The organism is Roseiflexus castenholzii DSM 13941 (genome assembly GCF_000017805.1).
GTDB lineage: Bacteria > Chloroflexota > Chloroflexia > Chloroflexales > Roseiflexaceae > Roseiflexus > Roseiflexus castenholzii.
On the sequence record NC_009767.1, the window covers coordinates 293953 to 307205 of the forward strand.

Annotated in this window: 13 protein-coding genes; 8 read left to right on the forward strand and 5 right to left on the reverse strand. The window is 60.4% G+C overall.

Going from position 1 to position 13253, the window contains the following annotated elements:
- Positions 1 to 14: 14 nt before the first annotated feature.
- Both RCAS_RS01255 and RCAS_RS01260 read right to left on the reverse strand, forming a co-directional pair.
- Positions 15 to 380: a metallopeptidase family protein gene (locus RCAS_RS01255; protein ID WP_011997775.1), complete on the reverse strand. Its 366-nt coding sequence runs from the start codon at positions 378 to 380 to the stop codon at positions 15 to 17.
- A 127-nt stretch (positions 381 to 507) separates the two neighbouring features.
- On the reverse strand, positions 508 to 1101 hold the full coding sequence (locus RCAS_RS01260; protein WP_011997776.1) for an RNA polymerase sigma factor: 594 nt from the start codon (positions 1099 to 1101) through the stop codon (positions 508 to 510).
- 648 nt (positions 1102 to 1749) lie between these two features.
- On the opposite strand from RCAS_RS01260, the gene phoU reads away from it, so the two are divergent.
- Positions 1750 to 2436, forward strand: a complete 687-nt coding sequence (phoU, locus tag RCAS_RS01265; protein WP_232280117.1) for a phosphate signaling complex protein PhoU — start codon at positions 1750 to 1752, stop codon at positions 2434 to 2436.
- Entirely contained in the window at positions 2436 to 2714 is a 279-nt protein-coding gene (locus RCAS_RS01270) for an acylphosphatase (protein ID WP_041331382.1), read from the forward strand. The genes phoU and RCAS_RS01270 overlap by 1 nt, the downstream gene beginning before the upstream one ends.
- Here RCAS_RS01270 and RCAS_RS23100 read toward each other — a convergent pair.
- On the reverse strand, positions 2704 to 3528 hold the full coding sequence (locus RCAS_RS23100; protein ID WP_011997779.1) for an LLM class flavin-dependent oxidoreductase: 825 nt from the start codon (positions 3526 to 3528) through the stop codon (positions 2704 to 2706). The genes RCAS_RS01270 and RCAS_RS23100 overlap by 11 nt on opposite strands.
- Before the next feature lie 166 nt (positions 3529 to 3694).
- Here RCAS_RS23100 and RCAS_RS01280 point away from each other — a divergent pair, with 166 nt between their 5' ends.
- The 3 genes from RCAS_RS01280 to RCAS_RS01290 all read left to right on the forward strand — a co-directional run bounded on the left by RCAS_RS01280 (position 3695) and on the right by RCAS_RS01290 (position 6221).
- Positions 3695 to 4540 carry a hypothetical protein gene (locus tag RCAS_RS01280; RefSeq protein ID WP_011997780.1) on the forward strand — a complete coding sequence of 282 codons (846 nt, stop codon included), beginning with the start codon at positions 3695 to 3697 and terminating at the stop codon, positions 4538 to 4540.
- 501 nt (positions 4541 to 5041) lie between these two features.
- Entirely contained in the window at positions 5042 to 5482 is a 441-nt protein-coding gene (locus RCAS_RS01285; RefSeq protein ID WP_011997781.1) for a hypothetical protein, read from the forward strand.
- Positions 5483 to 5765: 283 nt separating this feature from the next.
- On the forward strand, positions 5766 to 6221 hold the full coding sequence (locus tag RCAS_RS01290; protein WP_041330125.1) for a DUF7919 family protein: 456 nt from the start codon (positions 5766 to 5768) through the stop codon (positions 6219 to 6221).
- Positions 6222 to 6701: 480 nt separating this feature from the next.
- Here RCAS_RS01290 and RCAS_RS01295 read toward each other — a convergent pair whose 3' ends face one another.
- Both RCAS_RS01295 and RCAS_RS01300 read right to left on the reverse strand, forming a co-directional pair.
- Positions 6702 to 9182 carry a transglutaminase domain-containing protein gene (locus tag RCAS_RS01295; protein ID WP_011997783.1) on the reverse strand — a complete coding sequence of 827 codons (2481 nt, stop codon included), beginning with the start codon at positions 9180 to 9182 and terminating at the stop codon, positions 6702 to 6704.
- A complete protein-coding gene (locus RCAS_RS01300; protein ID WP_011997784.1) occupies positions 9179 to 9955 on the reverse strand; it encodes a TatD family hydrolase in 777 nt (258 codons plus the stop codon). Before RCAS_RS01300 ends, RCAS_RS01295 begins: the two co-directional genes overlap by 4 nt.
- 61 nt (positions 9956 to 10016) lie before the next feature.
- Between RCAS_RS01300 and RCAS_RS01305 the strand changes: the two genes are divergently transcribed.
- The 3 genes from RCAS_RS01305 (at position 10017) to RCAS_RS01315 (ending at position 13126) form a co-directional block, all read left to right on the forward strand.
- On the forward strand, positions 10017 to 11240 hold the full coding sequence (locus RCAS_RS01305) for a sensor histidine kinase (protein WP_011997785.1): 1224 nt from the start codon (positions 10017 to 10019) through the stop codon (positions 11238 to 11240).
- Positions 11241 to 11399: 159 nt separating this feature from the next.
- Positions 11400 to 11978, forward strand: a complete 579-nt coding sequence (locus RCAS_RS01310; RefSeq protein WP_011997786.1) for a uracil-DNA glycosylase — start codon at positions 11400 to 11402, stop codon at positions 11976 to 11978.
- On the forward strand, positions 11975 to 13126 hold the full coding sequence (locus RCAS_RS01315; RefSeq protein ID WP_011997787.1) for an acyl-CoA dehydrogenase family protein: 1152 nt from the start codon (positions 11975 to 11977) through the stop codon (positions 13124 to 13126). Before RCAS_RS01310 ends, RCAS_RS01315 begins: the two co-directional genes overlap by 4 nt.
- Positions 13127 to 13253 lie beyond the last annotated feature (127 nt).

The window sequence follows — 13253 nt, forward strand, 5'->3', positions numbered from 1 at the left end:
CAAAAGGCGCTCGCTCAGTAAGCGTCCAGTTCATGGAGTCGCTCATCGCTGATGCCGAAAAAGTGAGCAATTTCGTGCAGCACGGTGCGCCGCACTTCTTCGCGCAGCGCATCACGGGAAGGGAAATCGCGCACCAATGGCGCCTGAAAGATCGTAATGACATCGGGCAAAAGCGGTTCGCCTCCGGCCCGCTCGGTGAGCGGCACACCCTCATACAGACCATAGATCGTCTGCCAGGGGCGCAAGCCAAGCGCACGCCGCTGTTCACGGGTAGGGCGCATTTCGATGCGCACCTCGACATTGTGCAGATAGCCGGCAAACTCTGGCGGCAGCGAGTCGAGCGCCTCGATAACGATTGACTCGAAGGTTTCGCGGTCCATACGCTTCCATCGCCCAACGACAATACTCAACAGGCATTATACGCGGGCGAAGGAACAGGCGTCAAGGGTTTTTACCGCACGTGAGGCGACTCAACGGTAAAGAGGCGGCGGTTGACGGCGACAATCGTCAGAAGACGGAAACCGGTTGATGCGCCGGATGATCGGCAAGCGCTTCAGCCAGGCGCGTCAATCCCCGGTGTTGCAGCGCCTTTACCGACCCGACCGTGCGCCCAAGCGACTCGGCGATCTCGGCAAGGGTGCGATCCTCATCGAAGCGCAGGCGTAGCACCAGGCGCTGATCGCGGGTCAGCACCCGCATCACGCTCCGAAGTTCATGGTAGGCAATGCGGGAAATGACCGCCTCATCGGGAGGTTCGAGCGCATGCGGCGCACTCTCATCGAGCGGCACCGACGGACGCCGCCGCGCCTGACGCAGCATATCCATTGTTCGCGCGTAGGCAATGCGGTAGAGCCAGGCAGAGAAGGGCCAACCACGATCCTCGTAACGATCCAGACCTTCCAGCATTTTGACGAATACATCGCTGCACACATCTTCAGCCAGCACCGGATCACCCAGGCGCGACACAATGTACCGGCGCACCTGCGGCGCATAGCGTTCGTACAACATGCTGATGGCATCGGCGTCTCCCGCCTTGGCGCGCGCAATAATCTGCGCTTCGCTTTCGTTGCGACTGTCGGTTGGTGGAGATGGGTACACCATAGTCTGCCTCTTCACAGTGCATTGGCACGCTGACATCTGATCAAAGTCGGGGTTAACCATACGCCGTTGAAAACAGTGCCAGTGTACGCTATGAAGATGAATGCGGCGTGTCTCAGTGGCGCCATCCGCCACTGAGCAATGATGCAGAAATGTGAAGAATTATCACCATCGTTCAGGTGCATATGCGCGCCATCATCTCATTCCGATGCAGTATCTTGAGATGTGAGCGAATGTTGAGAGCAAACCGGTACGACTAGTACGCAAATGCGAATAAATCATCAATGGTCGTAGATAACGCTACGACATAGGATCATAATGAACGTTCTTTCACTTTGCCTTGACTTTTCACCAGGAAGCCAGAATATTACCAATCGTTAACACATTTTTAGTGCAGCAGGGTTAAAATATCAGTTACTATAGGCAACATCAGAGAGAAGATCCTGGCACTACAACAGGGTTTTGCCTTTTATCCGATCACGACGCCGCGCACCGAACACCTTGAGCGGCGGCGGCGGAGCGAAGGGGCGCGGTATAGCGCCATCGCCGAGATTCCGCGTTTCCCTTGGAATGACAACCCTGGTCGTAGGACTGGCGCATTTCCGGCGGCATCTTTCGCAGGCGCGATGATACAGCGAAGGATGGCGTGTCGTGGTATCTCTTTCAGAAAGTGAGACGGCAATGCGGGATCATTACATCAAACAGTTACAAGCGGTGCATGACGATCTGCTCCGCATGGGCAGCCGCGTCGAACATCAACTTGCCGACGCCATCAAAGCGCTGGATCGCCTGGACATCGTGCTGGCACGCGAGGTGGTCGCGCGGGATCGCGAGATCGATGCCGCGCGCAATGCTATCGATGAGCGCGTCTTTGAATTGATCGCCATGCAGCAACCGGTCGCCACCGATCTGCGCAGCCTGCTGGCAGCCGTCGCCATTGCGGGTGAACTGGAACGCGCCGCCGATTACGCCAAAGGGATCGCCAAAAAGGTTGAGCGCAGTTTGCACACGCCGGCGATCATCGAGGCGCCAATCGAACTCCATCGTCTGGGCACACTGGTGCAAAATATGCTGCACACCTGCCTGGATGCGTTTGTGCAACTCGATGTGGCGCTGGCGCGCTCGCTCGGCGAGCGGGATCATGAGATCGACGCGCTGGAGGACCGGGTCGTCGAGATGCTGAAAGACATTGCGTGCCGGGATCCAAATAAACTCGATTGCGCACTACTCCTGATCGACACCGCTCATGTGCTCGAACGTCTCGCCGACCGAACAACCAATATCGCCGAACGGGTCATTTTCATCGCCACCGCAAAGGCGGAGGAAATCAACCCATGATCGATATGGCTCGTGCACATGTGTTCATTTCGGGCCGCGTGCAGGGGGTCAATTTTCGCGCCAGCGCCCGCACCTACGCTCGCGAAATCGGCGTCTCCGGTTGGGTGCGAAACCTGGAGGATGGACGGGTCGAGGCGGTCTTTGAGGGCGCGCGTCCGGCAGTGCAGCGGATGGTCAGCTGGTGCTATAGCGGTCCGGCGCACGCCCGCGTCGATGCGGTTGATGTGCATTGGGAGAAGCCAACCGGCGAAGAACGTGAGTTTTCGATCATCTGGTGAGATGCAGCGTCTGCGCCAGGCGACGGAAATCATCGTCCGGAAAGGGCGCGGCAACGTACACGATGGTGCGCGTGAACCCCAACGCCTGCCACCGATCCAGCGCAGCGACCGGATCGGGATGCAGGTCGCGCCAGTCGGCGTGTATCGACAGGTCGAACCCGGCGCGGGTTCGACCTGACTCCGACAGCCCTTCGTCGAGCGCTGCAAGTTGCTCGTTCAGGCGCCCATAATCGCGCCATTGTACGTTCAAACCGTCGGCAAACCGTCCCGCGATACGGCAGAGTCGCACGCCACGCGCCCCAACGATGATCGGCGGGGGCGGTTGCGGCGGCGGCGCGACAGTCGCGTTCGTCAGCCGGTAGTAACGTCCGTGAAAGGTGACCGGCTCGCCGCTCCAGAGCAACCGGATCACCTGCACTGCCTCGGCGACGCGCTCCGTTCGTTCGTCCACCGTTCCCTGATCGATCCCAAACGCTTCCTGCTCCGGTCGCCAACCACCACCCCCAATCCCCAGTTCGAATCGTCCCTGCGCGATCTCCTGCAAAGTCGCGGCAATCTTCGCCAACCGCCCCGGATGGCGGTTGAGATTGTTCGCTACCAGCGGACCCAAACGGATGCGTTGCGTCGCTTCGGCAAGCGCGGCTAATGCCGTCAGCCCTTCGATGACCGACTCGCGCGGATCGTTCCAGGAAACATAGTGATCCCACAACCAGACAGAGTCAAACCGCAGGTCGTCGAGCAGGCATGCAGCAGCGCGCAATTCAGCGTAAGAAACGCCGAATGTCCCCAGACAGAAGCCAACAGGAAGCGTCATCGGATTTCGATCAGAGAATCGCCGGTATTATACCCCCTCCATCCTAACACACCCTGACACACATTGCGCCGTTGAAAAGGACTGTCGGGCGCTTTTCTTGTTGGCATCCAGTTGCTATCGTATGCCCATCGAATTGGATATCGCCAGACCCGAAAGGGAGCCTGCAATGAGCGACGCATCTTCGATCGACACCGGCATCTACCATGCTACGGCAATCGGCATTCTCGACTTTCCGCCCGCTCATCGCCAAAACCCTTCCCGTCGTCCTCAGTTGCGAATAACGGGACCGCTCGGCGGCGATTTTCGCCTGCCGATCCGGGTGATGCGCGAGATTTCCGGGCACGAACTGCTCGATCCTGCCCGCCACGGCACGCGGCTGCTGGTCGAAGGGCGGCTTGAGTGGCACACATCGCCGGATCAGACCCTCCCCGTGCCAACGCTCATTGCCGACGCCGTGCGTCCTGTCACTCCCAACGACGAAGACGGCTGCGACATCCGTATGTGTGGCGAAGTCACCGGACCGGCGCGTATCGGACGCCATCCGCTGCGTTCCGGCATTGCGCTGGCGCACCTCACGCTGCGCGTTCAGATTCCGCGCACCCGCACCGGAAGTCGCACCATCCTCACCGAAACGGTGCGTGTTCCGGTCGTGATCCCGCTCAACCATGAAGGAACGCCTGCGCTCCTGCGCCCCGGCAATCGCGTCGTGATCGAAGGCATGCTGGAACAGGCGCTGTTGTCGCGCAGCGGACCAGAGGTGGAACAGAAGCTGGCAGACCTGGAAGCGGTTTCCAACCAGCGCGCTGCGTGGGTGATGACCCCAGAAGAAGCGCGCGCCGTCGAGCGCGATCATGCCCGACGCCGCTGGCAAGCGACCCATACCATCATCCACCGGGTCGTTGCAGGATATGTCGAATTACTGAAGGGCGCGCCCGCAACCATTCGCGAAGCGCGCGAACTGCGCCGCGCCGCGATGCAACGCCGCGCGCAACGGCAGCAGCCATCATCATAAACGGTGGTAACCGGCGGTCGGTCATCCGGGCCGCCGAGACCAGGCCAGCCCACCAACTCCCCTGTTCCATCGGCGAGAACGTCGGCTGGCTTCGTATCACCGGCCCGGCGGGGCCGGCAGCGGGTTTCCGCTGCACTGCACCCTGACAACGCCCATACCACTCTTTGCTTTTCGCCGCGCATTCGTGCGCACAACCTCGAAAAGAGCATCATCGGCGCTGCACGCGCCAGATTATCACGTGTTCCGTTGTCAATCGTCAGTCAGTGCAGTCACGACGCATCGCGCGTCATGTCCATCATCGCTGCGCCACCTGGCGCTTCGACGGAACTCATCCGCTTTCTGTGCGATGCCGCGCACTCTCCATCACGCGAAAGCGCACGCCGCACTTGCCATTTGTATCCATTCCCGCGCAGGGACACACCAGCATTCTGGACGTGTCCCGCGCGGGACGTCACGGAACGTCGGTGTGTTCTGCGCTCCTGAAATCAGCAGGAGACCGACATGCTGTACGACGTTCCTGTTCTGCCCACCATGTTCAAGAACCGCTACGTGCTGGGCTATCCAGACCACATTATTCAGAAGGCTATGGTCCAACCTACGTACCCGCTGTTCTTTGAACTGATCTGTCACGGTTCGCGGCCGACTCCAAAGGGTGAGACGTTCGCGCTCCCATATGTGTATATGGGAAAAGACGGACGTCGGACAAAACCACTGAATGCCGAGCAACTCTTTGAGATCATCATTACCCATCGTGCATATGCGATTGGTCAGCCCGTTCGTCTGATTATGTGCTGGGTAGGATATGGTCCCAACTCGCTGGCGCAGCAGCTCGCAGACTTGCTGGGAGCGCCGGTGCTGGCGGCAAATGAACGCGTCAAAGCCTATACGCTTTGTCCCTTCAACAATGGTCGCTGGATACTGTTCACGCCACGCATTTGCTGATGACGTTGTGGGCGCAGGAGTGAAGATGCGTTCCTGCGCCCATCTTCATCTTGAGCGGTCAGCGAACAGGCACACGAACAAACGAATGGCAACAAATATGCGGGCGCGCTTCGCGGCGCACTGTCTGAGAATGGGCAAGGGCAGCAGGGACAATGACGAGGAAAACGAAAGAACGAATGAACGGGCAGGCGCGTCTTGCCCTTCATCTTGCGCCGATCGCCTCGTGCCTCACCTTGATGTGTCAGAAACCTGCATACTCCAACCTGCACAGGAGGAATTCACCATGTACATCGCCGATCTGAGCACAAGCACATACTCTCTCCAGCCCCCAAAGGGATACTCTGTCCTATCGATTGGCTGGCTCGATGAACTCTACCCTTTTCCTCATGGTCCCACGCCGCCTGAGTTCCAGGAACGTCTCCGCGAACACTGCACCCGGGGAGTCCACGCACCGATGATGGGCATTCACGAATGTCAGTTCTGCGGAAATTGGTGTGTCGGAGTACAGTGCGGCAACACGTGGGTGATGACGAATAGCGGCGAAATCTGGATTCCTGACGGGGACATCATATATGCTGCGCCGGTCATGATTTACCATTACGTCACCGACCACGAATACCGTCCGCCGGATGTCTTTATTGGTGCAGTCATGCGTTGCCCACTCCCATACGAGGAGAAGTATCAGGCATTTATGCGATCTATTGGCATGAGGACATATGATTGGACGCACCCCTCCTGAGCACCCATAAATCGCCTGATCCGTATGAAGCCATCTCAATCCGTATAACTCCGCGTCCTATGGCGAACCACTCTCAGCGCAGAGACTGGCATCTACCAATTACCTGTGACCATCCGGCATGGTCACCCCGAGCAGCGCGAGGGGTCGTGCGCGACCCGCGCCGATTCCGCGCTGCGTTTACCCTGAGCGAAGCGAAGGGCTCGGAATGACACGCATGCGGCATCTTCCATCGTCATTGGCATCATTCAACCTCTGGTTGATCGCTCTGGCAGATCCCAGAAGAAGCACATACCGACCGATGGCGCAGCACGTGCTCACTCTGCGCTGCGCTCGGAATGACACGCATGCGGCATCTTCCATCGTCATTGGCATCATTCAACCTCTGGTTGATCGCTCTGGCAGATCCCAGAAGAAGCACATACCGACCGATGGCGCAGCACGTGCTCACTCTGCGGGGTTTCATTCCTGTTGCAGAGTCGTTTACTGAAGGCGACGCAAGGAGCGCTGCTGCGCAGGCGGCATCCGGCGTCGAGTCCGCGATGGCGCACTTATTGCCGAAGGGCGGATCGCTGCGCCGACTCGCCCGATGAGCAGAGCCAGCAACGCGCGTCGCAGCGCGCGCCAGTCTTCAGCCGGCAATGGGGCGGACGCTTTGTGGGCAAAATGGTACCGCTCGGCGACAAAATCGCCAACGATGCGATCAATGACATATGCCTGGTGAGGAATACGTTCCCGGATCAGCGCCGCATATTCATACGGAGTCGCATCAGACGGTGCAGTGATCCCCGCCCATCCCGCCAGGCGCGTCAGGCGCGCATAGGCGGCGGCGGCAGGTGAAAGGCCGCGCACATCCCAGCGCAACCAGAGCAGCAAAACGCCGACCAGCGCCAGGATAAGCGTTAGCGTCCCGCCAACGATTGCCGTCAGGCGCAACCGTTCCTGCGCGCGGCGCGCTTCGATCTCGCGTTGTAGCGCGCTCTCGTCGCCAATCGCAGGACCAGTGTTGCGCTCGATCATCTCGCGTAGCATGGCTTCCGGGTCGCTCAGTGCGCTCCCCAACCCGCTCGTTACTCCCGGTCGCTCTGCTTCATCAGCCGGCGGGAACGCCGGACGCACCGGCACACTGGCGTAGGGCGCCGGCGTCGGCTCGAAGCGTTGCCAGCCATACCCGGGGAAGTAGACTTCGGGCCAGCTATGGGCGACATTCTCGCGCACCAGATACACTCGCCGGTCCGGGTCGAGTTCGCCACCGGCATACCCCTGCACCCAGCGCGCCGGAACGCCCTCGGCGCGCAGCAACACCACCATTGCTGATGTGAAATCGTCGCAGTAACCCCCCGGCGCATCGAAGAGGAACCAATCGACCCAATCACGATCTTCTGGCGGGACCGGGCGCTGATCGTTGTACGGCAGCGCGCGCAGATACGCCTGGATTGCCAGCGCCTTATCGTAGGGCGTCACCGCGCCAGCGTCACGAACGATGGAAGCCGCCAGTTCGCGCACCCGCAGCGGCAGTGTGTCGGGCAGCTGGAGGTACGCCACACGCACCCATTCCGGGTATGTGGTTCCGCTTTCGCGCAGGCTCCGCTCATCGACGGTGGAAAGGTACGTGGCGACCGTATACACCTGCGTCGCCTCGAGCGGCGCATCGGTGACGACCGTGGCGGTTTCGGTAAAGTTCGGCAACACTTCGCCGGATATTGACAGGTACCCATGCTGGATCAGCACCGGCAGACTGGTGGACGCCAGCGCGCCACCAACCATCACCAACCCATCGGTGCGCGTCTGCGCCAGTTCGATTGTTGTCGTCACCAGAGTGCGGCCACGCAGTTCAGGCTGTTCAAGCCGATCGCCGGGGGGAAGCGGCGTCCGTGCCGCTTCCGCCGTCGCAACTCCCAGCGCCGCGCGCGCGCGCTCACCGACCATGTTCTGCCACATGCGACCGGTATAGCGATCGAACGCCGCAGCGCGCCAGTAACTGTACTCAGCAGATCGCACGGTCATCACCAGTGCCGTGCCCAACTGACGGGGACCGCCAACCCGCGCATTACGGGTCAGAAACGCGCCGGTCGATCCCGGCGGCGCATTGATCGTACTGAACGCTTCCTGCCACTCCTCGCGCAGCGCCGTGATCGGCGCGCGAATGGTGCGCCAGAGACGCGCCAGATATTCGTTGTCCGGCTGATTCGGAAGAAATGCAGTGGCAATCAGGAGAAACAGGAGGATCAGAAACGACGCCAGCAGAACGCGCGCCGGCAGAAAGTCGGGGAACTCGACGCGCGTGGATCGCCAGAAGCGCTGATGACGGTCGATATGCTGGTAGGCGATCAGCAACAGCGCTGCGATCAAAAAAACAAAGAACAATCCGGTGGGCTTGGGCCAGGCATAGGCGTAATTGATCAGAATAATGCTTGCCTGCAACGCAACGGCAATCCAGGCGCGCTGATGGCGAAAGATGAGCCATCCGGTCACATACCCCATTCCCCAGATGATCAGTGCCAGGATCAGGACAAAGAGGACAATATCCTCACCGCGCCCGCCTGCCTGGAGTGTGCGCAGCCAGATGAGCGCACGCAGCGCCACGTCTACGGCGACATCGCCCCAGGTGTCCAGGCGCTGCGCCTTTGCCGCGCCAAACTCAGCCGTCGCTTGTGCGCGGACGATTGGGCTGATCTGCTCGATGACGAACACCATTCCAGGCAGCAACGCTAGCGGATGCGCCAGCCAGGGATGCAACCAGGCGATCCGCGCAAAGAGCGTGCCGACCAAAAGGGCTGCCAGTGCGATGCCGGTCAGCATAGTGACCCCATCCGCCCAGTTTGCAACCTCCAGACTCCGCGCCACGCTCCACGTTATGGCGACTGCCAGCAGAAACGGCAACGCAAGCGCCCCCAATTCGAGTCGGGAAAACCAGGAATGGGATGGAGTCTCGTTTGGAATAGTTGTAACAGAAGAACTCATAGCCCGAAAACCGCCTCTGCATTCCGCCACACCGCCTTTGCCAGATCATCAAGCGACAGGCTTCGCAAAGTAGCGACCCGTTCAGCAATCAGGCGAACATATGCAGGTTCGTTCCGTTTGCCGCGAAAGGGATGCGGCGCCAGATATGGGCTGTCGGTTTCGATCAAAATACGGTCGAGCGGAGCGCGTCGCGCAATATCGTGCAGCGCAACGGCTTTCGGAAAGGTGACCGGACCACTGAACGACAGATAGAACCCGATGTCCAGACAGGCGCGCGCATATGCCCAGTCGCCCGAGAACGAGTGCATAATGCCGGAAAGACCATGAGCCGCCTCGCGCAACACGCGGATGGTATCAGCATGCGCATCCCTGCTATGGATAACAACCGGCAACCGCAGGTCGCGCGCCAGGTCGAGTTGCGCGCGGAAACACGCCTCTTGCACATCGGCAGGGGCCGCATTCCAGTAGTAATCGAAACCGATCTCGCCGATGGCGATCACCTTTGGCTGCTGCGCCAGGACACGCACCTGCTCAAGCCAGTCGCCAGGCAGATCGGCGACGTGATTGGGTTGTACGCCAACGACGGCGTATATCGGTTCGTGCTGCGATGCCAGCGCCACCGCAGCACGCGATGTCGCCAGGTCGTAGCCGATTTCGACGATACGCGCCACTCCCGTCGCTCTGGCGCGTTCCAGGACAGCAGTGCGATCTGCGTCGAACTGAGCAGCGCCGAGATGAGCGTGGGTATCGATCAAATGCAGGGTATCATTCACACCCGGTATTGTACCATGGCGCGGTTGCTGCCGATATTCAGAGCCGTGATACAATAGCGCCATGCCAGACCAGACACGCATCATGGTCGTCGAAGACGATCCAACAATCGCCGGACTGATCGAATTTGTGCTTCGAGGGGCCGGTTACCGGACATTGCTTACGGCCACCGCCACCGAAGCGCTCGCCTGTATCGAAACCGGCGACATCGACCTGGTGATTCTGGATTGGATGCTGCCGGATATTCCGGGGGTTCAGATTTGCCTGGCTTTGAAGGAGCGTTCTGGCCGAGGCTTTTTGCCGATACTCATGCTCACCGCCAAAGGCGAAGTGTCAGACCGGATCACAGCGCTCGACTCGGGCGCCGATGATTATTTGGCCAAGCCGTTTTATATCGAGGAACTGCTGGCGCGGGTTCGAGCGCTGCTCCGCATCCGCGCCGCCGAAAGCGAACGCGATGCGGCGATGGCGGCGCTCGCAGCCCAAAATGACGCGCTGCGAGCCGCAAACGACCAGTTACGCGCCATGCAGGCGCAACTGGTCCAGAGTTCGAAGCTTGCCGCCCTGGGAGAAATTGTGGCCGGCGTGGCGCACGAATTGAACAATCCCCTCGCCATCATTCTGGGCAATGCTGAACTCCTTTCGCCGCAGCGCACTCCCGACGATCAGCGATCCGTCGAACAGATTATCGAAAGCGCCAAACGCGCCCGTCGTGTGGTGCAGAGCCTGGCAACCTTCGCCCGCCGCGGTCCGATCATCAAAGAATGGACGGCGCCAACCGATCTGGTCGAACGAGTGATCGACCTCAAACGCGCAGCGCTTCACGCTGCCGGAATCGCTCTTGAAGTCGTCTGCCAGCCCGATTTGCCGATGCTGTGGATCGATGTGCCGCAAATGCAACAGGCGCTGCTCAATCTGCTGATCAACGCTGAACAGGCATTGTCCGGCGCTCCTGCCCCCTGGATGCGGCTCAGCGTCTCGCGAGGTCCTGCCGAACCGCCGCCACTGCTGCCGGCGCGCGCAGTCGAGAATCACGGTTCATTCGTGCGCTTTGATGTGGCGGATAATGGTCCTGGCATCCCGGCGCATATCATTGAGCGACTGTTCGAGCCATTCGTCACCACCCGTCCGCCGGGCAAAGGGTCGGGATTGGGACTTGCCATCGCATATGGCATTGTCACTCAACACAGTGGTCAGGTGCTCGTCGCCAGTCAACCGAATCAGGGAACAACCGTGCGCATTGCATTGCCGGTCGATCCACCAGAAGGCATGACCTGGCAGGAGTAATACCAATGACGATTGACGATGCCGCATGCGTGTCATTCCGAGCCCTTCGCTTCGCTCAGGGTAAACGCAGCGCGGAATCGGCGCGGGTCGCGCACGACCCCTCGCGCTGCTCGGAGTGACCATGCCGGATGGTCACAGGGAATTGGTATACGCAGAGTAATGGTGACGCTGCTGCATCAGCAAAATTGTCGATCCTGCCCGGCGCTTGTCGCCAGCCGGCGGCGAATTGTGCATGGCTATGGCGACACAGCAAGCGGCATCGTGTTCATCGGCGAGGCGCCCGGTCGTCACGGCGCCGATCAGACCGGCATACCGTTCTGGGGCGACCGGTCAGGACGGATGCTGCGCCGGATTCTGGTGCAGGTCGGGCTTGCAAGCGACGAGACCGCCGGCGCGACGCTGCGCTGTTTTATCACTAACGTGGTACGCTGCTGCCCACCGGGCAACCGCACGCCGACGCCTGCCGAGGTGCGCGCCTGTCGCACCTGGCTGTGGATGGAACTTGACATGATCAAGCCACGACTGATCATCCCGGTTGGGCGCATTGCCCTGCAAGAAGTCGGGATGCGCTATCTGAAACACGATCCCGGCGCCATCCGCAGCGTGCATGCAACCGTACTCCGCAGCAGACATGTCACCATCCTTCCGCTGATCCACCCGGCACGCATCAGCCGTGCCGATGTGCAGGCGTTCATAACGGCAGTGCAGCCGCTCATTGACGAGAGGAACGAGCCATGAACTTTGACCTGACCCCCGAACAGCAGCGCATTCGCGCAGAAGTGCGACGTTTCGCCGAGCAGGAAATTGCGCCCCGCGCCCGTCATACCGATGAAACGGGCGAGTTTCCTGCCGAAACGTTTCGCAAAATGGCGGAACTGGGTCTCATGGGATTGCCATTCCCCGAAGAGTATGGCGGCGCAGGCGCCGACAGCGTTTCAACCGCGATCGCTATCGAAGAAATCGCGCGCGCATGCGGTTCGACGGCGCTGATCTACTCGGCGCACCTGGGGCTGGGGTGCGCACCAATCGCCATGTTCGGCACTGAAGAGCAAAAACGACGCTTCCTGCAACCCGCAGCAGAAGGGCAACATCTGGGCGCATTCGCGTTGACCGAGCCGCACGCCGGTTCCGACGCCGGCGCTACGCGCACGACTGCCCGCCTCGAGAATGGAGAATGGGTCATCAATGGCGCAAAGATGTGGATCACCAGCGCCTCGATTGCCGGGCATCTCATTGTCACGGCTGTTACCGATCCAGGGGAACGGCATGCGATCAGCGCCATTATCGTCCCTGCCGGAACGCCGGGGCTGAGTTTTGGCAAGCCGGAACCCAAAATGGGACTGCGCGGTTCGATCACCAACGCGGTGACGTTCGAGAATGTCCGGGTTCCTGAAGCGAATCTGTTGGGTCGCCGCGGACGCGGGCTACAACAGTTTCTTGCCGTGCTCGACGGCGGGCGGATTGGCATCGGCGCCATGGCGATTGGTCTGGCGCAGGCGGCTTTCGAAGTCGCTTCTGCATATGCGCGCGAGCGCACCGCCTTCGGCAAACTGATCGGCGCGTATGAGTCGGTCTCAAACATGATCGCCGATATGGCCGTCGGGTTAGAAGCGGCGCGGTTGCTGGTCTACCAGGCGGCATGGCTGAAAGACCAGGGGCGCCAGTACAGCCGCGAGGCGGCAATCGCCAAACTGTACGCTTCGGAAGTCGGTGAGAAGATCTGTCGCGACGCGATCCAGGTGCTTGGCGGATATGGCTACAGCAGCGAGTATCCGCTCGAACGCATCTATCGTGATCAACGCCTGCTCACCATTGGCGAGGGCACTTCCGAAATCCTGCGTGTGGTCATCGGGCGACAGATCCTCGGCGAGTTCGTCGGACGGTGAGAACGTCGCAGGTTTATTGCCGACGCCAGGATGCCCAAACTGCTCCGCTCCACCGAATTCACAGGCGGACAGACCATCAGGACGGGCTTTGGTCTTCGGGCAGGACTCTGCGGCGCTGGTCTCCCCT